Below are 24,481 nucleotides of genomic sequence, written 5' to 3' on the forward strand. Positions count from 1 at the left end.
TGGCGGCTAATCCAAAAGAATGAACTGGGGCAGCGTGCAGGACTCGCTGACGGACTCGAAACAAACGCCGACGCGGGCGCCGATGGCGATGCGATCCAGGTCGCAATCGAGGAGGTTGGCCAGCGTGCGCACCCCTTCATCGAGGTCGATCAGCGCAACGACATAGGGCAACCGCGCTTCGAACGCCGGCGAGGGCGCAATCCGGCAGACCGTGTAGCTGTAGACGCGCCCATGACCGCTGGCATTGATCCACTCGAGGCCGTCGCACAGGCACTCCAGACAGAACGCTCGCGGGTAGAACTGGCAGTGGCCGCAGCCGGTGCAACGCTGGATCACCAGCCGTTGTTCCTGGGCGGCCGCCCAATAGGCGGCCGTTTCGGTGGTGGGTTGCGGCAAGGGCCGTGCAGGAAGAGGAGTCGACATGGCAGCCTCAATGAGTACGCAATTCGAAACCGGCCATGGCGATGTGCACATGACGCTGTTCAGGAAGCCTGGCCAGACCGGCGATCAGTTCGTGCAGTGGACGACGCACGCTGAAGGTGTCATCGATCACGGTCGGTACGAGCCCGGTGATTTTTTCGTCGCCGTACATGGCGCGCAGCAGCAGTTCGTCATCCGACAGACCGGGGTAGCGACGACGCAGCTCCGGAACCCGTGGCGACAGCACTGGCGGCGTTTCAGCGACTTCGCGGGAGCCGTTGGCCAGTACGCGATACTTGACTTCAGGATCGACCGGCAGCGGCAGCGCACCGAAATAGCCGCAGACATACTTTTTCACTTCGTCCGGCACCACTTTATAACGCTCGCCGCTCAGCACATTCATCACTGCCTGCGCGGCGATCATGGCGGGGAAGGGCGTGGCCATGACCGGTGAGCCCAGTTCCACGCGGACGCGGCCGATCTCCTCGAGCACCACCGGCAGCTTGTCGGCGATGCCGGCGAGTTGCAGTTGCGATTGCAGATTGGACATGGCACCGCCGGCATATTGAGTGACGAAGTGCGCCGGGTCGTATTCCGCCGGGACACCCACGGGGAAGCCGTTCTCTTCGGCGATCCCGGCGAGATAGTCGCCGACCTCGTCCGCCGCACGGTCATCGAAACTGACCTCGAAGCCGATTTCGCGCAGATTGCGCGCCAGCATCTGTGCCGAGGGCCCGGCATTGCCGTTGGCCAGCGGATCGACCGAACACAGCAAACGGTCGGCGCCGTGCACAGCGGCTTCGATGGCCACCAGCGAACCGGTAGCATTCAAGCAATGGGTCAGCACTTCCAGCGGTCGGTCGCCGATCACGGCTTTGATCGCCGGCACAATGCTGCGTACCTGCTCCACGGTCAGGCTGCCGCCGGCGTCGCCGAAGGTAAAGGCGTCGATGTCGAAGCGCTCGATGGCCTCACGCGCCTTGGCGGCGTAGAACGGCGCGTCGTAGCCTGGCGCCAGGTTGTAAATCATCGCAAGGTTGGTGGTCGCGCCGAGTCGCTTGGCGGTGGTGATCGATGGCACCAGGTTATCCCAGCAGTGCAGGGAGTCGAGAAAACCGATGTCACGCGCACCGTTGGCGATCAGGCGTTCGACGTACAGCTCGCTCAAATCGTCCGGCTCCGGGTAGAAGCTGCGCAGCATATTGCTGCGCACAATTGCGCGCAGCGGCGTGTGGCGGATGCGCTCGGACAACAGGCGCAAGCGCTCCAGCGGGCTCTGATTGAGGAACAGCACGCTGGCGTCGAACTGCACCAGGGCAATGGCTTCAATCGCATCAAATCCCAGGGCATCCAGGCGCTCGGCCATCGGCAACATGTGCTCGGTGCGCATGCGCGTGGCCCACAGGCATTGGTGCGCGTCGCGCAGGGTAGCGTCGACCAGCTGGATACGCCGGCGTTTGCCGGTGCGGGCGAATTCTGCATTGACGGTTTCGCGTAGTTGATTCAGCACAAATCACCCCTTGCTGTGTTCGAGATGGATGGACAGGCCTGGGCCTGTGACACTCAATACGCTGTAGTCGGGCCAGCGTTGCAGCAGCCCGTGGGTCAAGGCTTGCTCGGGTGTGCGTAATTCGTAGTGAAGTTTTTGCATAGGCTGCAGCGCACGGCAGCCGCACACCAGCGCCGCCAGTGCTTCTTCAGAAGAAGGCAAGTTGGCTGGACGGTCAGGGTGGGCGACAGCGCCGATACGTTGTTGCACGCTCAGCAGCGACGTGTTGATCGGGCCGTAGCAACCCTGCAGCCAGCGGCGCAGTGCTGGCTGCAACGTGGTGAAGCGTGGGCTGGAATCGAGATGTTCCAGCGCCTGCCGTGCGATGGCGTGTGCGAACGGTTGCAGCATCGGCGGATTGCCGAGCTCCTGGCGAATGCGCGTGCACTCTCGGGAAAACTCGAAAAGATCAGTCAGACGTCCGCGCTCGCGCAAGGTTTGCAACGCTTGGGCGGCGATTTCCCCCGGCAACTGATGTTCGTAGGGAGAGAGATCAAACGCCCATGGCTGGCTTTCGGCAAAGCCTTCCTGATCCGCCACGGCCGCGAGCTGAGTCTGGGCTTCTGTGATACGGTTCTGATCCGGTGCTTGCAGCGGCAGCTCGAGCAGCGCCGCCGACCGGATCAACAGTGCCAGCGAAGGCGCCGATGCGCCGTTGGCGACCGCGGGTAACGCAGCATCGAGACGGTCGATCCCGAGTCGAATCGCTTCCAGCGCCACTTGCGGGCCGAGTCCGGTGTGGCAGCGCGTGTGCAGGTCCAGCGGTTTGCCATCCACGCCACTGCGCAGGGCCGCGAGCAGGCCAGGCAGGCGATCGCAATGCAGCAGGCCCGCTTCGTCTCGCAGCATGATGCGCTGCGCACCGGTCAGCACCAGGCGTGCGGCACAGGCTGAATAGTACGCATCGCAATGCTCGGGATCGTCCACATAGGGCAGGGCGGCGATGGCGATCAGGCCGTGGTCCCGGGCCTTTTGCACCGCGTTAGCCAAGCGCGAAAAGTCCAGCAGCGGATCAATCAATACGACTTCGCTGATACCGGACTTCGCCAGCAAACGCAGCCAGGTGTCCAGCGCTTCACCGCCGAGCACATCCAGTTGGCCGTGGGCGGGCAGCAGGTTGACGGTGGCGCGCAACGGTGTGCCATTGGCGCGCTGATGCAACGCGGCGACGCGTTGCAGCGGGTTTTCGTTGCGGCTGATGCATTGCGCGATCACCGCCGGGCTCAACACCTCAATGGCGCCGAGTCGAGCGTGCCCGAGCGAGTTCATCGTGGCGAGCAGCATCGCGCTGCTCGCGGCGCCTCCCCAGGCAGCGGTCTGACCGTCGCTCAGGCTGACATCGACCAGGGTTGTCATGCTCATGAGCGCTCCTTGGCTTGTTTCAACGCCTGTTTGCGGGCAGGTACGAAGACGTCTTCAACCCAGCGTGTGGTGACGAGGCCGGCGACGAAGTCCGGGTGGTCGAGCACGGCGTGATGGAAGCTGGCGGTGGTCGACAGGCCCACGACTTTCATGTCTTCCAGCGCCTTGCGCATCAGCACGATGGCTTCGCTGCGAGTCGGCGCATGCACGATCAGTTTCGCCAGCAGGGAGTCATAAAACGGTGGCACGGTGGCGCCGCTGTAGCAGTGGGTATCGACCCGCACGCCTTTGCCTTTGGGCGGTTGCCACTCGCTGACCTGGCCCGGGCTAGGCAGGAAGTTGCGGTCCGGGTCTTCGGCGTTGATCCGGCACTCGATGGCATGGCCGGTCAGGTGCACGTCAGCCTGGGTGAACGACAGTGGCAGGCCGGCAGCGATGCGGATCTGCTCGGCGACCAGGTCGAAACCGGTGATCATCTCCGTCACCGGGTGTTCGACCTGGATGCGGGTGTTCATTTCCAGAAAATAGAATGTGCCGTCGCGGTCATCGACCACGAATTCGATCGTGCCCGCACCGAAATAGCCGACATTTTTGGCCAGACGTACGGCGCACTCACCCATGTGCTCGCGGGTTTGCGGCGCCAGGCTGGGAGACGGAGCTTCTTCGATCAGTTTCTGGTGACGGCGCTGCGTCGAGCACTCACGTTCGCCAAGGTGCACCACGTTGCCATGGCGGTCGCCCATGATCTGGATTTCGATATGGCGCGCCAGTTCGATGAATTTCTCGACGTACAGAGTCGGATCGCCAAAGGCTGCTTGTGCTTCCGAGGAGGCTGAACGGAAAGCGGCTTCGGCTTCTTCGTCGTTGCGCACGATGCGCATGCCGCGTCCGCCGCCACCGGCCGTTGCCTTGAAGAGCACGGGATAGCCAATACCGCTGGCGATGCGGCGGGCCGTCTCGGCATCGGCCACGGCATCGGAACCCGGCACACGCGGCACTTCGGCCTTTTCGGCCAGACCGACGGCAGTGATTTTGTCGCCCATCGAATCGATGATTTCGGCCGATGGACCGATGAACACCAGCCCGGCGTCTTCGCAGGCCTGGGCGAAATGCGAGCGCTCGGACAGGAAGCCATACCCCGGATGGATCGCATCGCAACGGTGTTCCAGCGCGGTGCGCACCAGCAGTTCCGCGCACAGGTAACTTTGCGCCGCGGGCGCCGGGCCAATGATCACGTACTGGTCGGCGAGGCGGGCGGCCAGGCTGTCCACGTCGGCTTCGGAAACGGCTGCGACCGATTCGATGCCCAGGGTTTTGCAGGCACGCACAATGCGTACAGCGATCTCGCCACGGTTGGCGATCAACACCCGGCGAATGTCGCGGGTTGCCACGGGAATGCTGCTCATCAGCGAGTCTCCGGTTCGATAATCATCAATAACTGGTCCCGCTGAACCATTTGCAGGTCCTGGGCGACGATGCGCACCACACGTCCGTTCACCGGGGAGGCGAGGGTGTTGAACAGCTTCATGGCCTCAACCAGGCACAGGGGGGCGCCGGCCTCTACGGTGGCGTTTTCTTCAACAAATGACGGTTGGTCGGGGCTGGGTTTTCGATAGAAGGTGCCCATCATGGTGGCGCGCACCGCGACCTGACCGGCGGTCACTTCAGGTTCGCTCAGGGCTGCCAGGGCGGGCGCCGGCTGCGCCATTTTTGTCGGCGTTGTGCCTTGCACCGGTTCCAGCGAACGCTGCACCGTGCCGGACTTGCTGGCCGTCAGCGTGGTGTCGCCGACGCGGACTTCCAGGAAGTCCAGATGCCGGGTGTGGTCCAGTATTTCCAGGATTCTTCGTGCTTCTTTATGTGTGAGCGACATGCCTCAGGGCCTCTTGTTGTTCGAATTGCCTTGACCGATAAAAACATCCAAACGTAGGATTGTCAACAATCAGACAATGAAGTAATGTGCTGACCATCACCCGGGACGTTTGCGCAGTACTTGATAGCAAAAGCGTAGCGTGCGGCAGCCGCAAGCCCGGCGATTTCAGAAAACAGTGGTGTTTTGGAGGGGGCGAGAATGAGTACAATCGCGGTTAAATCGGATGTTGCTGGGACGGTGTGGCAGATCCATGTCCGCGAAGGTGATGTTGTTGAAGAAGATCAGACACTGGTCATTATGGAGTCCATGAAAATGGAAATCCCCTTGATGGCCGCGGAGTCGGGTCGAGTGATCAGCGTTCTCGTGGCCGAGGGCGAAGTGGTAAAAGATGGCCAGGATGTTTTGCTTATGGAGTGCGATTGAAGTCTATGTCAATGAATGCAGGCTCGGCGTCGGCCGCCAAGGGCGGTAGTGCAATAGGTATCATGCGGGCTGGTCGCCAGCGCGTGTTGACGATGCCGGAGCAGATTGCCGAAAGCATCACGCTGGCGATTTTGCGCGGTGAATACGGGCCGGGCGATTCGGTGCGTGAGCAGGAGCTGGCCGACCACTTCCAGGTCAGTCGTGGTCCGATCCGCGAAGCCCTGCGCATTCTCGAGAAGGTCGGTGTGGTGACGATCGTGCCGCAGCGTGGCGCGCATGTGACTTCATTGAGCCGCCAGGAGATCGACAACCTGTTCGAGATCCGTGCCGTGCTGGCCGGGTTGTTGGCCAAATACCTGGTGGATCTTGACGGGTCTGTGGTGAATCAGATGGACGCCATCGTCACCCGGCTGGAGCTGATCGCTGCGCAATCGGATGCACTGGATGAATACGCGCAGGGCAGTTATCGCCTGAGCACGCTGTTGTTCCAGGCCTGCGGCAACAAGCAGTTGGCGGAGCTGATGGGCGCGTTGGGTATCCAGACCGCACGCTACACCCGCCTGGGTTTGCGTTCGCCGGAACGCCGGGAGGCTTCCGTCATTCATTGGCGTCAGCTGGTCGAGGCACTCAGACAAAACAGCAGCACGGTTGCCGCAAAAACGATGGTTGAGCTGATCAACGCTTCCCATCAAGCCGCATCGAATCAGTTGGAATAAACCACACGGGGGCACAACACTCCCAAGTGCTGTGTCAAATTGTCGACAATAAGACAAAAAATATCATGACAAAGAAACGTACCGCAGGATTAATGCTGAGTTGGGCCGCCCGGCAGCACCGTGGCCGCACCGCCCTGATTTTCGGGGACGACTGCCTGACCTATGACGAGGTGGAAACTGGCAGCAATCGCCTGGCCCATGCCCTGATTTCCCTGGGATTGCAGGTCGGTGAGCGTGTGGCTGTGCTACTCAATAATTCACCCGAGGCGATCGAGAGTGTGTTTGCAGTCGAAAAGGCAGGCCTGGTCTACGTCGCGCTGAATGCCCGGCACACGCTGGCCGAACAGGTCGCGATCCTCAACGACGCCGGCGCAAGCGTGCTGGTGGCTGGGCCGGAATTCCGCGAGATCGGAGCAGGTGCGCGCGACGCAGTGGCCAGTTTGCGACACGTGATCGGGCTTGATTGGCAGGCGCCGCAGGTGCTGGATTACCGCCAGGTACTCGCTGCCATGCCGGCCCATGCGCCGAATGTTCAGGTGTCTGCGGACACGCAGTTGCGTATCGCCTATACCTCGGGGACGACCGGCAAGCCCAAGGGAGTGACCTATACCGTCAAGCGTTGGTACGAGCGCCTGACCAATCACTTCTATGCCATGGAATACGGCCTGGGCGTAGACGATGCGATGTTGCACGTCGGCCCCTTGACTCATGCTGCCGGCGTTCATCTGCTGCCGTGCTACTTGCGAGGCGCGCGCAACGTGATTCTGGAGAAGTTCGAGCCGCTGGAAACGCTGCAGAAAATCGAGCGCCATCGCATTACGCAAATGATGTGCGTGCCGACCATGCTCACGCGCCTGCTCGACACGCTCGACAGCGGCGCCAACGCTGATCTGTCCTCGCTCAAGTGCATTCATTACGGCACGGCTCCGACCTCCGTCGACCTGATCCGCCGGGCGATTGCGCGGTTCGGTCCGGTGATGCGTCAGCAATATGGAATGACCGAGGCGGTCCAGCCGCTGGCAGTGCTGTATCCACACGAACACGCTGAAGACGGCGTGCTGCGCTCCTGCGGCAAACCGACCGCGAACGTGCAGATCACCGTGCGCGATGTTCACGGTCAAGAACTGGCGGCGGGTGAAATCGGCGAGATCGCCATCGCCACCGACGGTATCGGCGAAGTGGCGTTCTGGCGCCGCCCCGATCTGGAAGCCGAGGCTATCCGCGATGGCTGGTACTACACCGGCGACCTCGGTTACCTCGATGCGCAGGGCTTCCTTTTTATCGTCGGACGTAACAAGGACATGATCATTTCCGGTGGCTTCAACGTCTACGCCCGGGAAGTCGAAGATGCCCTGGAAAGCCATCCGCAGGTCGTCGAAGTGGCGGTACTGGGGCTGCCCGATGCGGAGTGGGGCGAGCGGATCGCCGCTTTCGTCGTCCGGCGCGAAGGCGCCACGGTCGACAGCGAGTCCCTTGGCAGTCATTGCGTTGCACTGATCGCTGGATACAAAAAGCCGCGCCTGATCGAGTTCGTTGACGCTCTGCCGCGCAACAATGCCGGCAAGGTCGTGAAAAACATACTGCGCGATGACTATCTCGCGCGCCTGGAGAGGACATCATCATGAGCACGCCTGTTGCCCCTGAATGGTCGCTGGAGCTCGCCGACATCCGCGCGCGCCGGGAAGTCGCCTATGCATTGGGCGGCCCGGAAGCGGTAGAAAAGCATCATGCCCAGGGCAAGCTCACGGCCCGCGAGCGCATCGGCCACCTGCTGGACGATGAAAGCTTCGAGGAATTCGGCATATTGGCCGGTGCCGTGAAGTACACGGCGGAAGGCAAGATTGCCTCCGCCACGCCGAGCACGGCAGTGGTCGGCGTGGGCACGATCGCGCAGCGCCGCACGGTGGTGGCGGCGGATGATTTCACCATTCGCGGTGGTTCGTCGGAGGCGGCGGTCGCTGAAAAGTGGATCTACGCCGACCGTTATGCCTGGGAATACAAGCTGCCGATCATTCGCATGATCGACAGCGCCGGCGGCAGTGTGAAGTTGCTCGACAAGCTCGGTCATACCAAGATTCCGGGTTATGCCCTGTTGCCGATCACTCATCTCCTGGGTGCCGTGCCGGTGGTCGGCATTGCCCACGGTGCCTGTGCCGGACTGGGCGCGTTGCGGGTGGCCGCTTCACACCTGTCGATCATGGTGCGTGGCCAGAGCCAGGTGTTCGCGGCGGGTCCGCCTGTTGTGAAGCAGGCGTTCGGGATCGACATCGACAAGAACGACCTCGGCGGTTACGACCAGGTGCATCGTCACAGCGGCATGATCAACCTGGCGGCCAATACCGATGCCGAGGCCTTGGAGCTGGCCAAGCGATTCCTGTCCTATCTGCCGGTCAACGTCTGGGAGCAGCCACCGCGTGTGGCAACCACGGACGCCCCCGGTCGCCGTGACGCGTGGCTCAACGACGCGATTCCCCATGACCGGCGCAAGATTTTCAATCCGCACAAGATCCTTAAATCGCTGGTCGACAAAGACAGCCTGTTCGAGATGTCCCCGGACTTCGGCGCCTCCACCATCACCGCGTTTGCCCGTCTCAACGGCTACTCGGTGGGGATCATCTGCAACAACCCGCGCGTCGGCGGCGGTGCGTTGACGCGTGCGGCGGCGCTCAAGCAGACCCGTTTCATCGACCTGTGCGACACCTTTCATTTGCCGCTCATTTATCTGGTCGATCAGCCGGGTGTGATGACCGGGCAAGAGGCGGAAATGCAGGGCACCTTGAGTGCAGCGATGCAGGCCGTGCATGCAATCGAACAAGCCAGCGTGCCTGTGATCACGATCGTCTTGCGCCGTTGTGTCGGACTCGCCGGCGCGATGGTCAGCCCGTGGCACGGTCCGACGGGCACGGCATTGCCGCACCGGTTTGCCTGGCCTTCGGCGCAGTGGGGTTCGATCCCGATCGAGGGCGGCGTCGCGGCCGCCTACAAGCAGGAAATCGCTGCGGCCGATGATCCGCTGGCACGTCGCAAAGAGCTGGAGGCCCATTACCAGGCCCTGGCTTCACCCCTGCGTACCGCCGAACGCTTTGGCGTAATCGACATCATTGAGCCGGACAGTACGCGTCCATTGCTGTGCAACTGGGTGGGGGATGCCTATCGCATCACCGCACTTTCCCTTGGGCCGAAGCGGCGGACCATGCGCTAGTCCTGGCAGGTCGAGCGGCATCCGGCCTTAGCTTCATAACAACCACTCAAAGGTACAGACGATGTTCTGGAAAAAGAGTCCCTGCGCCGTTTTGGCAACGTTGATGGTGATTCACCTGTTGGCCCAAGTGGACCGAAATATTCTGCTGGGCTTCGCGCCGCAAATCACTGGCGAGCTGGCGATCAATAACGCGCAGTACGGCTTTCTGGTCGGCGCGGTCTGGGTGCTGAGCTATGGCGTGATGGCGGTGTTTCTCGGCGCGCTGGCCGACCGTCACAGTCGCCCTCGGGTCATCGGTGCCGGCATGCTGGTCTGGAGCGCCTGCACAGTGGCCTCCGGATTCGTGCAGAACTTCGAGCAAATGGTGGCGGCACGTTTTCTGGTGGCCACCGGTGAAGCGGCATTGGTGCCCGCGGCCACGGCGTTGTTGATGGAGTTGTTCTCGGAGAAGCGCCGGGGCACGGCAATGGGACTGTTTTACCTGGGCATTCCGTTGGGCATTGGTTGCAGCTTTCTGCTGGCGGGCACGCTGGGTGCAACTCATGGTTGGCGCACCACCTTTCATGTCCTCGGTGTCGCCGGACTGGTCATCGGCTTGCCGTTGCTGCTGATGCGCGACAAACGCAGCAACACCACGGTTCAAGAGCGCGGAGCACCCCTCAAGACTCAGTTGGCCGCGGTACTCGGTGAGCTGAACAGCAACCGTGTCGTGCGCTATACCGTGGCCGGTTTTGTCCTGGCTCACCTGGTTTATCCCGGCATCTCGTTCGCGCAACTCTGGATTGCCCGCGAGCGGGGGATGGAGCCGGCCACCATCGCCATGACCATGGGCGTCATGCAGATCGTGTTCGGTTCGTTGGGTGCCTTGGCCGGTGGCATTTTGAGCGACCGTCTGGCCCCTCGTTTCAAGGGCGGCCACGCCAGTGTGCTGGTGCTGCTCATGCTGGTCAGCGCACCGTTCATGATCGCTTATCGACTAGTACCGTCGGACTCGCCGCTGTTCTACGTGGGAATGGCGGTGGGCATTTTCATGTTGATGTCGCTTTACGGTGCTGCGACCACCGCGATTCAAGGGGCCGTCCCCGTGCGTATGCGGTCGACGGTGATGGGCTGTTCGATGCTGCTGTTGAACCTGTTTTCGGTGGCCCTCGCCACGTTTGTCGTCGGCTGGATCAGCGATGTGCTGACCAAGGCCGGCGTGGATTCACCGCTGACTCATGTGCTGCTGGTCAGCGACATCATGGCGTTGGTGCTGGGTGGCTTGTTTTTCTATGTGGCGGCGCGGATCAAACGTGAAAGCACGAGCTTGGTGCCGGCCATGGGTATCAAGGTTTAGTCATGTCCAGATCCGCTGTCATTCAGCTTCAGTCGGTTGTCAGTCAACACCTGCCGGGTGTCCTGGCCAGCATCATCGTCGCGATTGCGGCGCGGTTTCTGGCGGACCAGTACCAGGCGCCGGTGATGCTGCTGGCACTCCTGCTCGGCATGGCCATGAATTTTCTGGCGGCGGGGCCGAGTAAACCGGGCATCGATTTCAGTGCGCGAGAAGTGCTGCGGGTCGGCGTGGCCTTGCTGGGGATGCGCATTTCACTGGAGCAGATTGCGGCGCTGGGTTGGCATCCGGTGCTGATCGTTGTGGTGTCGGTGGTCGTCACCATTTTGGTGTCGATGCTGGCGGCCCGCGCCTTGGGTTTCAACGTGCTGTTCGGTTTGTTGTCCGGTGGCGCCACGGCGATTTGCGGGGCGTCTGCGGCGCTGGCGTTGGCGGCCGCATTGCCCGCCCATCATGCCAAGGAGCGCGCGACGTTGTTCACAGTGATCGGCGTGTCCGCGCTGTCGACCCTGGCGATGATTGGCTATCCGTTGATCGCCCGGGCGCTGGGTCTGGACCCGCTGCAGGCCGGCGTGTTTCTCGGCGCCACTATCCACGACGTCGCTCAAGTGGTGGGTGCCGGTTACAGCATGTCCCATGACATCGGCGATACCGCCACCGTGGTGAAGCTGATGCGCATCGCCATGCTGCTGCCGGTCATCGTTTGCGCGGTCTTGATCACCCGCGCTCAGAGCGGGCAGCGCACCGGTGAGCGACCACCGTTATTGCCCTGGTTTGCCGTGGCGTTCATCGCCCTGGCAGCGGTGACCAGTTTTGGCTGGCTGCCTTCAGCGGTGCAGACCCTGGGCAACCAATTGTCGAGCTGGTGCCTGGTGGTCGCGATCAGTGCGCTGGGGATGAAAATCCAGTTGAAGGAGCTGGCCACGGTGGGGTTCAAACCGATTCTGTTGATGGTTGCTGAAACCGTCTTTTTGCTTGGACTGGTGTTGCTGTTGATACGACTCGGTCATTGAGTCAGGTCGTTCAATACCGTGGGGTGTGCCGGCTCCGCGGTATTGATCGGGTCACGTTGAATGAATCGAACGCTCCCCTGATGGGGATAAGAGTGGTGAGCACTGTTGCGCCCGCATCGGGTAGCCAGATGTCTTTTTTATAAACACAAAAACAACAACAAAAAAAACCGGAGCCAATGTATGCGAACAAACAAAATGACTGGTGTGAGTGTGTGGGAGCCGTCGCTGCTGGCTTCTGCGCTATTCGTTGCTGCGTTGCCAGCGGCTCATGCCTTTGAACTTGATACCGGAAGTGAAGACTGGGCGGTGCGTTTCGACAACACCTTCAAGTTCAACTATGCGCAGCGGGTGGAAAGCCCGAACAGCAAGTTAGCCAATGCCTGGAACAACAACGACGGTAACCGCAATTTCTCGTCGGGCAGCCCGGTGTCCCAGCGTCTGGACGTGCTCTCCGAGCTGGACGTGTCCTACCGGAAGAAGATGGGTTTTCGCGTCAGTGCCAACAGTTGGTACGACCATGCCTATGACAATGTCGGAAGCGACAACGCGGCGACCAACCAGCTCAACAGCGGTAGACCAGACTCGCGTCACGTGAGCGGTTACGTCGATCGCTACTACAACGGCCCGTCGGCCGAAATCCTCGATGCCTTTGTGTTCGGCAGCATGGAAATCGGCGAGGACTCGATCCTCAGTGGCAAGGCCGGCCAGCACACGCAGTACTGGGGCGAAAGTGTTTTGGCCTTTGCCCACGGCAACAGTTATGGCCAGTCCGGACTGGACATTACCAAGGCGCTGGCAGTGCCGGGCACCGAAGCCAAGGAACTGTTCATCCCGCGTAATCAACTGTCCGCCAGCTTCACAGTCAACCCGGAGTTGACCCTCGGCGCGCAGTACTTCCTCGACTGGGACGCTTCGCGTCTGCCGGAGTCCGGTACGTACCTGGGCTTCAACGACGGCATCCAGAATGGCGGGCATAACCTGTCGCTGATCGGGGGTTTGAATCCGCGTTTCGGCACCCCTGGACCGCTCGGCGCCAACCAGTTCCTGCGCCTGAGCAATGGCCACACCTTCACCCCGGACAAGCGCGGCGACTTCGGGTTGATGGCCAAGTGGAGCCCGGAATGGCTGGACGGCACGCTCGGTTTCTACTACCGCAAAACGTCCGACATTCTGCCCAACCTGGTACTGCAACCGACCGCCGTCGGCCCGGCACAGCTGATCTCCGGCAACATCGGCAGCTACAACCAGTTCTATGTCGATGACATCGATATCTATGGCATCAGCCTGTCGAAAAGCGTCGGCGATGTCAGTGTCGGTTTCGACCTCAACTACCGCGAAAACATGCCGCTGGCCAGTGTGCCTGGCAGTGTCAGCCCGGCGGCCGCCGCCGCGGGCGTGCCCGGTTTCATCGGCAGTTTCAACGACGACGACGGCGTGGCCCGCGGCAACACCGTGCACGCAGTGCTCAACGGCTTGACCACCTTTGGCGACACGCCACTGTGGGACAGCTCCTCGTTACTGGTCGAACTCGGCTACAGCCGCTGGCTGAAAGTGACCGACAACAAGCAACTGTTCAAGGGCGAGGACTGGTACCACGGCACCGACAAGGTCACCAAGGACAACTACATCATCGGCGTCAACTTCAACCCGACCTGGTATCAGGTCTTTCCTGGCATCGATATGTACCTGCCGATGACTTACAACGTCGGCCTCAACGGCAACTCCGCCGTGCAACTGGGCGGTAACGAGGACTCCGGCAGCTACTCGATCGGTATCGGCATGGACGTGCGTAACCAATACCGCTTCGACCTGAAATACGTCGATAACTTCGGACCATTCGACACCTGCAGTTCGCCAGGCAGCGCTGGCAGTCAAGGAGACGGCGCTGCACCGGGTGCCAACGGCCAGTACAACTGCGTGCCCGGTCAAACCACCGCGTTTGGCGGGACCCCGGCGCAGCTCAAGGATCGCGGCATGGTCACGGCCACCTTCAAGACAACTTTCTGATTTTCGATTGCTTAAAAACAAGCAGGAGAACGACACCATGAAATGCATACACACGCTGTTGAGCGCCTCCCTGGCCCTGTCCTTCGCCGGTCTTGTCCAGGCCGCCGTGCCTGCCGCAGACGCCGCGAAACTAGGCAGCAACCTGACCTCCGTCGGCGCCGAAAAGGCCGGTAACGCCGATGGCTCCATCCCGGCCTACACCGGCGGCCTGACCAGCCTGCCGGCGGGTTTCAAGGCCGGTGACAGCTTTCGTCCCGACCCCTATGCCAACGAGAAGCCGCTGTTGGTGATTGATGGCAAGAACGTCGCCCAGTACAAGAATCAGCTGACCGCGGTCACTGTCGAACTGGCCACGCGTTACCCAGGTTTTCGCGTCGAGGTCTATCCGACTCATCGCAGCGTGGCATTGCCTCAGAGTGTGCTGGACAACACGTTGAAGAACGCGACCGGCGCCAAGTCGCTGGAGAACGGTAACGCCATCGAAAACGTTCTGCCGGGCGTGCCGTTCCCGATCCCGCAGACCGGGGCAGAGGCCATGTGGAACCACTTGCTGCGCTATCAGGGTGTTGCGTACTCCACCAAATATGATTCCTGGAACGTCGATTCCTCGGGCGCGCAGAACCTGGCCACCAGTGGTGAGATCGTCAACTCGTTCCCGATCTTCGAAGACCCGAGCAAGGTCATCGATGGCAAGGACACCTACTTCCAGACTCGCCTTTACTACACCGGCCCGGCACGTCGTGCGGGAGAGGCGATCATGCTCAAGGACGCGGCCAACCCGCTAGTGCAGTCACGCCGCGCCTGGCAGTACTTGCCCGGTCAGCGCCGCGTGAAGCTGGCTCCGACCCTGGCCTATGACACGCCAAACCCGGGCACCGCCGGTTCCGGTACTTATGATGACGTCTATGTCTTCAACGGTGCGCTGGATCGCTATGACTGGAAGCTGGTCGGCAAGCAGGAAATGATCGTGCCGTACAACACTTACACGTTGAGCTACATCAAGGATCCGAAAGCCCTGACCACCCCCAATCACCTTGCGCCGCAGTACGTGCGCTGGGAGAAGCATCGTGTGTGGGTTGTGGAAGGCACACTCAAGTCGGGTGCCCGTCACGTCTACGCCAAGCGTCGCTTCTATCTGGACGAGGACAGCTGGGTGGCTCTGGCATCCGATCAATACGATGCACGCGGCCAACTGTATCGCGGTTCGTTCAGCTTCCTCTCGCAAAGCTACGACGTGACAACCCCCAACACCACGCCGCACGTGATCTATGACCTGGTGGGGGGGACTTACAACATCAACGGGTTGTCGGGTGCCTACGGCGGCATCAAATACATCGCGCCGCTTTCCAAGTCGCAGTGGTCGCCGGATGCGCTGGCCGGTAACGGAGTTCGCTAAGTCACGTACACCAAAAGTCCGGGCCGGTGGCGGTAGAGCGCCGGTTTCGGCTTTGGCAAGAGGACGCACCATGTGTTTATTCAAAACGCTTGCGCCGCTGATGTTGGTGGTGTGGCAGACGTTCGCACAGGCCGCAGGCTACGTTGATGTGCTGGACCTGCCCGCCAGGCATAGTGCCTTGGCGGTGCGCAGTCCGTTGCTGGACGTCGCGAATGCCGGGCCGCGTCTGGTGGCGGTCGGGCAGCGCGGGCACATTCTTTATTCCGACGATGCCGGCCAGCAATGGCAGCAGGCCAGTGTGCCGGTCAGCAGCGACCTGAATGCCGTGTACTTTTCCAGTCCTCGGCAGGGCTGGGCAGTCGGCAACGATGGCGTGATTCTGCACAGCAGCGACGCAGGCGCGACCTGGAAAAAGCAACTGGACGGGCGACAGATCGGTGCCTTGCTGATCAAGCATTATGCCGCGCTGGCGAACGCCGAGCCGTCCAGCGAACAATGGCCGCTGCTCGTCGCCGATGGTCAGCGACTGGACGAGGAGGGCGCCGACAAGCCCTTGCTCGACGTCTGGTTTGCCGACGACAAGGTCGGCTATGTGGTCGGCGTGTTCAACCTGATTCTGCGCACCGACGACGCAGGCCAGAGCTGGACGCCTTTTCAGGACCGCACCGATAACCCGCAGAACTTCCACTTGAACGCCATCGCGTCGACCGGCGATGCGCTGTACATCGTCGGCGAGCAGGGCCTGGTGCTGAAATGGGACGAAGCGCAGCAGCGATTCGCCGCCCTGGGCACCCCGTACCCAGGCAGCTTTTTCGGTGTCGTCGGCAAGCCTGGCGAAGTCGTCGTTTACGGCCTGCGCGGCAACGTGTTGCGCAGCACCGATGGCGGTCTGCACTGGACGGCGTTCGACACGGGCCTGCAGGTCAGTGTCACCGCGGCGGCCGTCGACGCTCACGGGCAATACCGGCTGTTCACTCAGGCGGGGCACATGCTGGTCGATCAGGCCGACAACGTCCGGTTGCAACTGTTGCCACAACTGAACCCGTCACCGGTGGCCGGTGCTGCCCTCGCCAGCGATGGAGCGCTGATCGTGGTCGGCAGCCGTGGTGCGCGTGCGCTTCTCAAAGAATAAGAGCCAGAACAACAAGAGCGAGTACTCAGACATGGCCATTACCAAGCAAGACAACATGCCGGTGATCCGCGATCTGCATGACTTTGATCGGCGCTCCGGCAATCTGCTGGAGCGGCTGGTGTTCAACTACCGCCCGCTGTTCATCGTGCTTATGAGCCTGGCGACGCTGGTGCTTGGCTATATGGCGGCCACGCGCCTGGAGCTGCGTCCAAGCTTCGAAAAAATGATCCCGCAAAGCCAGCCGTACATTCAGAATTTCCTCGAAAACCGCCAGTCGCTGCGCGGTCTGGGTAACTCCGTTCGAGTCGTGGTGGAAAACACTCAGGGCGATATCTTCGACCCCGAATACCTCAACGTCCTCAAACAGGTCAACGACGAACTGTTCCTCGCCGAGGGCGTTGATCGTGCGTGGATGAAGTCGCTGTGGACGCCGGCCGTGCGCTGGACGGAAGTCACTGAAGAAGGCTTCCAGGGCGGCCCGGTGATGCCCGACAGCTATCAGGGTTCACCCTCCGACATCGAACAGCTGCGGCAGAACATCACGCGTGCCGGCATCGTCGGCAGTCTGGTCGCCAGTGATTTCAAATCGAGCATGCTGATCGTGCCGCTGCTGGACAAAACATCGGCCACCGGCCAGAGCCTTAATTACCATCAATTTTCGCGGATGCTCGAAGAGCAATTGCGCGACAAGCTCGAATTTGCCGGTGACCGTTCGGCGCGCAAGGCCGGGGAGGAGGGCAAGGGCCCCTACAAGGTGCGGGTGATCGGCTTTGCCAAGCTGATCGGCGACCTGATCGATGGTTTGATTCAGGTCATGATGTTCTTCGGCCTGGCTGTGGTCACGTCCCTGGTCGTCATCTATTTCTACACCCGCTGTGTGCGCAGCACCTTGCTGGTGGTCGGCTGTTCGCTGATCGCGGTGATCTGGCAACTGGGCATTGTTGCCTGGCTGGGTTATGCCATTGATCCCTATTCGGTGCTGGTACCGTTCCTGATCTTTGCCATTGGCGTGTCCCACGCGGCGCAAAAGATGAATGGCATCATGCAGGACATCGCCCGTGGCACCCATAGACAGGTGGCGGCGCGCTACACCTTCCGCCGTCTGTTCATCGCTGGCGTCACCGCGCTGCTGGCCGATGCGGTGGGCTTCGCGGTGTTGATGCTGATCGATATCCCGGTGATCCAGGACCTGGCCATCACCGCCAGTATCGGCGTGGCCGTACTGATTTTCACATCGTTGCTGCTGATGCCGGTGGCGCTATCTTTCGTGGGTGTCGGCAGCGAAGCCGCCAAGCGTGCGCTGGCAATCGATTCACGGGCGAGTGCACACAAAGGCCTTGGCCAGCTGTGGGACGGTCTTGATCGCTTCACCACACCGAAGTGGGCCACCGGCGCCGTCCTCGTAGCGGCCTTGCTCGGGATCGGTGGCTTCATGGTCAGCCTGCACCTGAAAATCGGCGACCTCGACAGCGGTGCCCCGGAATTGCGTGCAGACTCGCGCTACAACCGCGACAACGCCTACATCACCCAGCATTACGCGCTGTCCAGCGACCTGTTCGCCGTCATGATCAAGACCCCGGCCGAAGGGTGCCTGAATTACCAGACGCTGGTTCTCGCCGACCGCCTGGCCTGGGAGCTTCAGCAGTATCCCGGGGTGCAGGCAACGGCGTCACTGGTCAATGCGGTGCGGCAGATTACGGCGGGGTCCTATGAGGGCAATCCCAAGCTCAACAGCATTCAACGCAACCAGAACGTGCTGAACTATGCCGCGCAGCAAGCCTCGGTCAATTCCCCGGAATTGTTCAACACCGATTGTTCGCTGATGCCGGTGATCGCCTTCCTCAAGGACCACAAGGCCGAGACACTGGACGCCGTGGTCGCCATCGCCGACCGGTTCGCCAGGGACAACAGCACCGAGGATCGCCAGTTTCTGCTGGCGGCTGGCACTGCCGGTATCGAGGCGGCCACGAACATTGTGGTGCGCGAGGCCAATCGCACCATGCTCCTCTACGTGTATGCGGCGGTCACGCTGTTTTGCCTGATCACCTTCCGCAGTTGGCGCGCCACCTTGGTGGCCTTGCTGCCGCTGGTGCTGACTTCGATCCTCTGCGAGGCCTTGATGGTGGTCATGGGGATTGGCGTCAAGGTGGCCACGCTGCCGGTGATCGCGCTGGGTGTTGGCATCGGCGTGGACTACGCGCTGTACTTGCTCAGTGTTCAGCTGCAATACCAGCGCCAGGGGTTGTCGCTGGGGCAGGCCTATCGCAATGCTGTGTCATTCACCGGTCGAGTGGTGGGCCTGGTGGGGATTACCCTGGCGGCTGGCGTGGTGTGCTGGGTGTGGTCGCCGATCAAGTTCCAGGCGGACATGGGCATTTTGCTGACCTTCATGTTTTTGTGGAACATGTTGGGCGCCTTGATCCTGATCCCGGCGCTGTCGCATTTTCTGTTGCGCACCGATCACGTCCTGAATAAAAAAGCGCAAGAAACGGCGCTTGAAATGTCAGGCGCTGAGGTGTCGCAGGGATGGCAAGGGTAGGGTCCCAGTCAGTCGATTCTTAGACTCAAGGGTTTGCGGGCGAAAGTTGACTCAAACCCTTTTTGTTTACGGATCGCTAATCCTGCCCAGTGTTTTCCTTATGATCACGGCGCTCAACGCCGGAAGGATTGCCGGTGTTCACAAGCCTTCTCTCTACCAGAATATTTTGCAGTGCCTGGCGTTGAGCGGCGTCCAGCTGATCCTCTCTTTCCTTGAGTTCAAGCAGTATCGGGCTGGACCAGGCGCGATAGGTTTTCTCGGCCATTGGAATTGATTTCATTCACTCCTCCTGGACAGAACGTCTGCCAAAAATAGCCCACAGTTCCGATGCGAAATCCTAGTTGAAGGATTCGCTCTTCACTCAAATTAAATGGCATATAAAGCTGTTGAATTTATCGTCAATCAATATATTCAACTTCAAAGTTCAGTGTGCACCAGGTCAGTCTTGCCCAATGCACACTCTGAGAATCAGTGTGGCTAACCTCAATGTCGTCACTGGTTTCCCGGACGCCTGTAGCCACACCATTGAGCTAAACGAAGGGTTGACCGGTAAAGCCACGGGGCAAGCGTTGCAAACCGGCCATGGCGGTCAGGCGCTCGACCCACGCCGCGCGCCAGTCGCTGGCGGTGTGGGTGACTTTAGCTTTGCGGGCCGCGCGCCTCGCCGCATTACGCTCGTTCTTGCGCGCATCCTTGAAAGCATCGGTGTTGCGGCAACTTCTGCATTTCACTCGGGCGAGTTCAGTGGTTGAAGTGAGTTTGTTGCCATCGTGCCCGCAAGCCAGATGCCCGCCGACTTTGAAGTGAGTAACCATCAGACGTCTCCTTGGTGACGTGTAATCATTTGACCTTTGGCAACCGATGACGTTCGTTGTCCGCAGAGCAGGCAAAAAAATGGCCCGCATGCGGGCGGGCCAAGGGGATTCACTTAAGGAGTAGGTCCACTCTAAGGCTTGAGTTGTGAACGCAGTGTGAAATGGCCGGGCAAAAAAATCCCGGCGCGAGGCCAGGCGGGTATTTATCGACAGGTGGTCAGGCAAGGACGCACGCGGTGACGGAGACGTCGCCGTTCATGCGTCCTGAATCAGACCGTGCGGGCTTTTTCTGCGTCCAGATCGACGCGTCATCTGAACCGTGGCAGCGGCCGCTCGACAGGTTTGAGCGAGGACAGGGTGTTGCGAATCAGGGGTGTGTCCTTCTCGATGTCGTTCAGGCGATCACGGATTCTGAGGGCGGTCGGGTGTCCGCCTTGATGATCGACCCAGTCAGCGATCTCCTTGCACGCCGCAGCCAAACGCGCCTGACGGGAATCAAGCAAGGTGAGCAGGGTGGTGATGGACTCTTTTTCGGACATGGCAAACACCTCCGTTGAAGAAACCTGGCAAATGGCAACAAAAAGCCCGCTTGGAGCGAGCTTTCTGCCGTTGGGGTCGCTGTTCCTTCAGCAGACTTCAGTATAGACCCGGTCTTCAGCCTTGTCGGGCCGTCACGTGGGACCGGGCATTGAGCTGATGGCAGACACGCTTTGCATCTTCCTCAAGATCAAAACCATCGCCGATGAAACCGCGGGTGCGGGTGTCGGCGATGCGATACCAGACGGCAGCGTCTGGCGGTGGATGATCGGCTTCCCCGGCTCGGCGGCCATGAATAATGATCTTGTTGCAACGCTTAACTACGAAAATGTCTTCCATGGCCTCACCGAAGCTAATTCTTGTCACATCAACTATAGAAGCCATTGGTGATCGTGCAAAAAAGTCACGGGTCAGTTCGTCGGTTGTGCCGCCTCGATCATCTTCTCCAGGTACATTGCCAGCCCGACTTCCTCGGCCCTGAGGCCTTTTCGTGTTCTCGGGCGCGGTAACTGTGCGAGTGCTCCCAGCAGAAAACCCTCGAGTACCGCCGGGTGGATGTAGCATTTTCGGCAAACCGCGGGGGTGTTGCCCAGTTGCCTGGCGACGTTCTTCACCATCTCCACCACATGCCGCTTGGCATCCGACTCGGGTTCCCAGTGCAATTCGCGCAACACCGACAGCGCCAGCGCGCTACCCGCCCAGGTGCGGTAATCCTTGGCGGTGAAGTCCGCGCCGGTGAGGGTTTGCAGGTAGGCATTCACGTCGGCGGAACTGACGGTGTGCCGCTCGCCGTTTTCGTCCAGATACTGAAACAGGTTCTGTCCGGGAATTTCCTGGCAGCGTTTGATGATCCGCGCGAGGCGCCGGTCTTTCACGGTGATCTGGTGCTCGACGCCGCTCTTGCCGCGAAACTGAAACTTGATCGCCGTGCCGTTGACCTCGACGTGGCGGTTGCGCAAGGTGGTCAGTCCGTAGGAGCGATTGTCCCTCGCGTACTGCGTGTTGCCGACCCGGATCAACGTCGCATCGAGCAGGGTAATCACAGTGGCCATCACCTTGTCGCGACTGAAGCCCGGGGCCTCCAGCAGCGTTTCAAGCTGTTTGCGCAGCTTCGGCAGGGCCAGCCCGAAGTCGCGCAGGCGTGCGTATTTATCGGCATCGCGCACTTCACGCCAGCGCGAGTGATAACGGTATTGTTTGCGCCCTCGGGCGTCCCGTCCCGTCGCTTGCAGGTGCCCGCGCGGGTCGGCGCAAATCCAGACATCGGTGTAGGCGGGCGGCACGGCCAACGCGTTGATGCGTTTGATTTCATCCGGGTCGGTGATGCGCTGGCCCGCCGTGTCGAAGTAGCAGAACTTGCCGCGCAGTTTCTTGCGGGTGAGGCCGGGTTGGGTATCGTCGACGTAGTGCAGGTCCGGCGGCAGCACGTCGGGCAGTGCGGAATCGGGCATGGCAGTAATCCTTGGCAACGAATCAGGGGCCGATAAAGCCATTGACCGCGCACCGATGCAGACGTGCCAGCGGATTTACGCCAGTACCGCCACTGCCTTGATCTGTGCCCAAAGTTGCTGGCCGGGATGCACGTGCAGCTGATCCCGGGAATAGCGGGTGATTCGCGCGAGCAGCGGCGTGCCGGCGGCGTCCAGCCGAATCAGTACGTGTGCGGCGTTGTCAGCGCCCATTTCGCTGATTACAGTGACCGGCAAGCGATTGAGGATGCTGCTTTGGCCGATGCTTTCCAGGCTCAGGCTGACATCGCGCGCCTGAACTTTGCACCTCAGCGCCTGACCGGCCTCCATCGGCGTGTGCGCGACACGGATGTTCAGGGCTGTGTCGGGCAATTGCAGAGTCAGCAACTGATAGTCGGCGTCATAAGCACTGACGTGGCCCTCGATCACCACGCCAGCGTCATCGCCCAGCGCCAGGGGCAGGTCGAGACGAGCGAGGGTTTCCCCAATGGGGCCGCTGGCCAGGGCTTTACCGTGACTGAGCAGAACGATGTGATCGGCCAGCCGCGCCACTTCATCCTGGGAATGACTGACGTACAGCACCGGAATGTCCAGCTCATCGTGCAACCGTTGCAGGTAGGGCAGGATTTCACCTTTGCGTTGTGCATCCAGCGCCGCCAGCGGTTCGTCCATCAGCAACAGTTTCGGGCTGGTGAGCAGGGCGCGGGCAATGCCGACGCGTTGGCGTTCCCCTCCTGACAGATGCTGCGGATGACGGTCCAGCAGATGGCCGATGCCCAGTAATTCCGTGGCGTGAGTCAGGTCGACCCGGCGTTGTGCTTGCGCAATGCGCTTGAGGCCGAACTCCAGATTCGCCAGCACCGACAGATGCGAAAACAGGCTGGCTTCCTGAAAGACATAACCGAGCGCACGTTTGTGCGGCGCGACGAAAATATTCCTGGCGCTGTCCTGCCAGACTTCACCGTTGACCTGAATGAATCCCTGTTCTGCGCGCTCGAGGCCGGCGATGCAGCGCAAGCACGTGGTCTTGCCGGAACCCGAATGACCGTAGAGTGCGGTGACACCGCGGCCGGGCAGCTGCAAATCGACGTCCAGAGCAAACCCGGAATAATTGAGTTTAAGGCGCGTTTGAATCATCGATCAGCCCCAGCCCGCTTTGGTTTTGCGGCTGGAATAGAGCGCCAGCAACACGGCAAACGAGAACACCAGCATCGCCCCGGCCAGCCAGTGCGCCTGAGCGTATTCCATGGCTTCGACGTGATCGTAGATTTGCACCGACACCACGCGGGTCTTGTCGGGAATATTGCCGCCAATCATCAGCACCACGCCGAACTCGCCGACGGTGTGGGCGAAGCCGAGAATCGCCGCCGTGATGAAACCCGGTCGGGCCAGCGGCAGGATCACGCTGAAAAAGGTATCCCAAGGATTGGCGCGCAAGGTCGCGGCCACTTCCAGTGGGCGGGTGCCGATGGCGGAAAAGGCGTTTTGCAGCGGCTGGACCACAAACGGCATCGAGTACAGCACCGAGCCGATGACCAACCCGGCAAAACTGAACGTGAGAGTGCCCAGCCCCAGCGCTTGGGTGAACTGACCGATAAACCCGTGGGGGCCGAGCGCCAGCAGCAGATAAAAACCAATCACAGTGGGTGGCAACACCAGGGGCAGGGCGACGATGGCCCCGACCGGGCCGCGCCACCAGGACCGGGTGCGCGATAGCCATAACGCAATCGGAGTGCCGATGATCAGCAGAATGACCGTCGTCAGGGACGCGAGTTTCAGGGTCAGCCAGATCGCGGAAAAGTCGGCACTCGATAGCATCATTTAGAGTTGGTAACCGTAGGACTTGATGACAGCAGCGGCTTTCGGACCTTTGAGGTAGTCAACCAGCGCCCTGGCGGCCGGGTTGTCCTTGCCTTTGTTGAGGATCACCGCATCTTGTTTGATCGGGTCGTGCATCTCGGCCGGAACGATCCACGCCGAACCGCCGGTGACTTTGCCGTCTTTGTAGATCTGCGACAAGGCCACAAAGCCCAGTTCTGCGTTGCCGGTGGAAACGAACTGGTAAGCCTGAGTGATGTTCTGGCCTTCGACGATCTTGCCTTTGACCTTATCGGTCAGGCCCAGCCTGGCCAAAACCTGAGTGGCGGCGAGGCCATAGGGTGCGGCTTTCGGGTTGGCGATGGAAAGATGCTGGTAGGTGTTGTCGCTCAACACTTTACCCTTGCCATCAACATAACCGTCCTTGGCCGACCAAAGCGCCAGGGTGCCGACGGCGTAGGTGAAGCGCGACCCCTTGACCGTGTCGCCTTCGGTTTCGAGTTTCTGTGGGGTGGTGTCGTCCGCTGAAAGGAACACTTCGAACGGCGCGCCATTCTTGATCTGGGTGTAGAACTGGCCGGTGGCACCAAAGGACGTGACCAGTTTGTGCCCGGTGTCTTTCTCGAAATCTGCGGCGATAGCCTGGATCGGCGCGCTGAAGTTGGCGGCAACGGCCACCTGAACTTCGTCGGCCTGGGCTGCGCCAAAGGCGAACACCGCGACCAGGCTTGCGAGGCCGGTGGAGGCAAAACGTGCGGCACGTATGGTCATGAAACGGCTCCGTTACAGGCAAGTGACGCGAAGGGTTGAAACGCTATATAGCGGAATATATAGCGGATTGCCTGTAAACGGAATCTGTTGGAGTTGAATGAAGGTG

At 60.9% G+C, this 24,481-nt stretch carries 23 protein-coding genes; 10 read left to right on the plus strand and 13 right to left on the minus strand.

Annotation, left to right across the window (positions count from 1 at the left end):
• Positions 1-6: 6 nt before the first annotated feature.
• From F8N62_RS02515 to F8N62_RS02535, 5 genes are read right to left on the minus strand one after another with little or no spacing between them, the layout of a single operon-like run.
• On the minus strand, positions 7-423 hold the full coding sequence (locus F8N62_RS02515; protein WP_150709474.1) for a Zn-ribbon domain-containing OB-fold protein: 417 nt from the start codon (positions 421-423) through the stop codon (positions 7-9).
• Positions 424-430: 7 nt separating this feature from the next.
• Positions 431-1,930 carry a carboxylase gene (locus F8N62_RS02520; protein WP_150709475.1) on the minus strand — a complete coding sequence of 500 codons (1,500 nt, stop codon included), beginning with the start codon at positions 1,928-1,930 and terminating at the stop codon, positions 431-433.
• A 3-nt stretch (positions 1,931-1,933) separates the two neighbouring features.
• Complete coding sequence (locus F8N62_RS02525) at positions 1,934-3,331, minus strand: hypothetical protein (protein WP_150709476.1); 1,398 nt, start codon at positions 3,329-3,331, stop codon at positions 1,934-1,936.
• Positions 3,328-4,737: an acetyl-CoA carboxylase biotin carboxylase subunit gene (gene accC, locus F8N62_RS02530; RefSeq protein WP_150709477.1), complete on the minus strand. Its 1,410-nt coding sequence runs from the start codon at positions 4,735-4,737 to the stop codon at positions 3,328-3,330. Before accC ends, F8N62_RS02525 begins: the two co-directional genes overlap by 4 nt.
• Entirely contained in the window at positions 4,737-5,204 is a 468-nt protein-coding gene (locus F8N62_RS02535; RefSeq protein WP_150709478.1) for an acetyl-CoA carboxylase biotin carboxyl carrier protein, read from the minus strand. Before F8N62_RS02535 ends, accC begins: the two co-directional genes overlap by 1 nt.
• 198 nt (positions 5,205-5,402) lie before the next feature.
• Here F8N62_RS02535 and F8N62_RS02540 point away from each other — a divergent pair, with 198 nt between their 5' ends.
• The 10 genes from F8N62_RS02540 to F8N62_RS02585 all read left to right on the plus strand — a co-directional run bounded on the left by F8N62_RS02540 (position 5,403) and on the right by F8N62_RS02585 (position 18,965).
• Complete coding sequence (locus F8N62_RS02540; protein WP_224791326.1) at positions 5,403-5,627, plus strand: acetyl-CoA carboxylase biotin carboxyl carrier protein subunit; 225 nt, start codon at positions 5,403-5,405, stop codon at positions 5,625-5,627.
• A 5-nt stretch (positions 5,628-5,632) separates the two neighbouring features.
• On the plus strand, positions 5,633-6,343 hold the full coding sequence (locus tag F8N62_RS02545) for a GntR family transcriptional regulator (RefSeq protein WP_150709479.1): 711 nt from the start codon (positions 5,633-5,635) through the stop codon (positions 6,341-6,343).
• A gap of 65 nt (positions 6,344-6,408) precedes the next feature.
• On the plus strand, positions 6,409-7,968 hold the full coding sequence (locus F8N62_RS02550; RefSeq protein WP_150709480.1) for a class I adenylate-forming enzyme family protein: 1,560 nt from the start codon (positions 6,409-6,411) through the stop codon (positions 7,966-7,968).
• The gene (locus F8N62_RS02555) at positions 7,965-9,545 is read left to right on the plus strand and encodes an acyl-CoA carboxylase subunit beta (protein WP_150709481.1); all 1,581 of its coding nucleotides are present in this window, start codon (positions 7,965-7,967) and stop codon (positions 9,543-9,545) included. Before F8N62_RS02550 ends, F8N62_RS02555 begins: the two co-directional genes overlap by 4 nt.
• Before the next feature lie 61 nt (positions 9,546-9,606).
• The gene (locus tag F8N62_RS02560) at positions 9,607-10,881 is read left to right on the plus strand and encodes a spinster family MFS transporter (RefSeq protein WP_191632335.1); all 1,275 of its coding nucleotides are present in this window, start codon (positions 9,607-9,609) and stop codon (positions 10,879-10,881) included.
• Between the two features lie 2 nt (positions 10,882-10,883).
• The gene (locus F8N62_RS02565) at positions 10,884-11,891 is read left to right on the plus strand and encodes a YeiH family protein (RefSeq protein ID WP_150709482.1); all 1,008 of its coding nucleotides are present in this window, start codon (positions 10,884-10,886) and stop codon (positions 11,889-11,891) included.
• Between the two features lie 180 nt (positions 11,892-12,071).
• On the plus strand, positions 12,072-13,898 hold the full coding sequence (locus F8N62_RS02570; RefSeq protein WP_191632336.1) for a DUF1302 domain-containing protein: 1,827 nt from the start codon (positions 12,072-12,074) through the stop codon (positions 13,896-13,898).
• Positions 13,899-13,935: 37 nt separating this feature from the next.
• Positions 13,936-15,294, plus strand: coding sequence for a DUF1329 domain-containing protein (locus F8N62_RS02575; protein WP_150709483.1), 1,359 nt, complete (start codon positions 13,936-13,938; stop codon positions 15,292-15,294).
• Between the two features lie 70 nt (positions 15,295-15,364).
• The gene (locus F8N62_RS02580) at positions 15,365-16,426 is read left to right on the plus strand and encodes a WD40/YVTN/BNR-like repeat-containing protein (protein ID WP_150709484.1); all 1,062 of its coding nucleotides are present in this window, start codon (positions 15,365-15,367) and stop codon (positions 16,424-16,426) included.
• Positions 16,427-16,457: 31 nt separating this feature from the next.
• Entirely contained in the window at positions 16,458-18,965 is a 2,508-nt protein-coding gene (locus tag F8N62_RS02585; protein ID WP_150709485.1) for an efflux RND transporter permease subunit, read from the plus strand.
• Between the two features lie 76 nt (positions 18,966-19,041).
• On the opposite strand, the gene F8N62_RS02590 is transcribed toward F8N62_RS02585, so the two are convergent.
• The 8 genes from F8N62_RS02590 to modA form a co-directional block, all read right to left on the minus strand.
• On the minus strand, positions 19,042-19,245 hold the full coding sequence (locus F8N62_RS02590) for a hypothetical protein (protein WP_150709486.1): 204 nt from the start codon (positions 19,243-19,245) through the stop codon (positions 19,042-19,044).
• A gap of 250 nt (positions 19,246-19,495) precedes the next feature.
• Positions 19,496-19,780, minus strand: a complete 285-nt coding sequence (locus tag F8N62_RS02595; protein ID WP_150709487.1) for a hypothetical protein — start codon at positions 19,778-19,780, stop codon at positions 19,496-19,498.
• A gap of 308 nt (positions 19,781-20,088) precedes the next feature.
• Positions 20,089-20,319: a hypothetical protein gene (locus tag F8N62_RS02600; protein ID WP_150709488.1), complete on the minus strand. Its 231-nt coding sequence runs from the start codon at positions 20,317-20,319 to the stop codon at positions 20,089-20,091.
• Positions 20,320-20,434: 115 nt separating this feature from the next.
• Entirely contained in the window at positions 20,435-20,656 is a 222-nt protein-coding gene (locus tag F8N62_RS02605) for a hypothetical protein (RefSeq protein WP_150709489.1), read from the minus strand.
• Between the two features lie 71 nt (positions 20,657-20,727).
• A complete protein-coding gene (locus F8N62_RS02610; RefSeq protein ID WP_150709490.1) occupies positions 20,728-21,768 on the minus strand; it encodes a DNA topoisomerase IB in 1,041 nt (346 codons plus the stop codon).
• A 75-nt stretch (positions 21,769-21,843) separates the two neighbouring features.
• The gene (gene modC, locus F8N62_RS02615) at positions 21,844-22,923 is read right to left on the minus strand and encodes a molybdenum ABC transporter ATP-binding protein (protein WP_150709491.1); all 1,080 of its coding nucleotides are present in this window, start codon (positions 22,921-22,923) and stop codon (positions 21,844-21,846) included.
• 3 nt (positions 22,924-22,926) lie between these two features.
• On the minus strand, positions 22,927-23,607 hold the full coding sequence (gene modB / locus F8N62_RS02620) for a molybdate ABC transporter permease subunit (RefSeq protein ID WP_150709492.1): 681 nt from the start codon (positions 23,605-23,607) through the stop codon (positions 22,927-22,929).
• On the minus strand, positions 23,608-24,375 hold the full coding sequence (gene modA, locus F8N62_RS02625) for a molybdate ABC transporter substrate-binding protein (protein ID WP_150709493.1): 768 nt from the start codon (positions 24,373-24,375) through the stop codon (positions 23,608-23,610). It abuts the gene before it with no gap.
• Positions 24,376-24,481: the final 106 nt, after the last annotated feature.

Origin of the sequence: Pseudomonas fluorescens (assembly GCF_902497785.1) — a bacterium.
Taxonomy (GTDB): Bacteria; Pseudomonadota; Gammaproteobacteria; order Pseudomonadales; family Pseudomonadaceae; genus Aquipseudomonas; species Aquipseudomonas fluorescens_BO.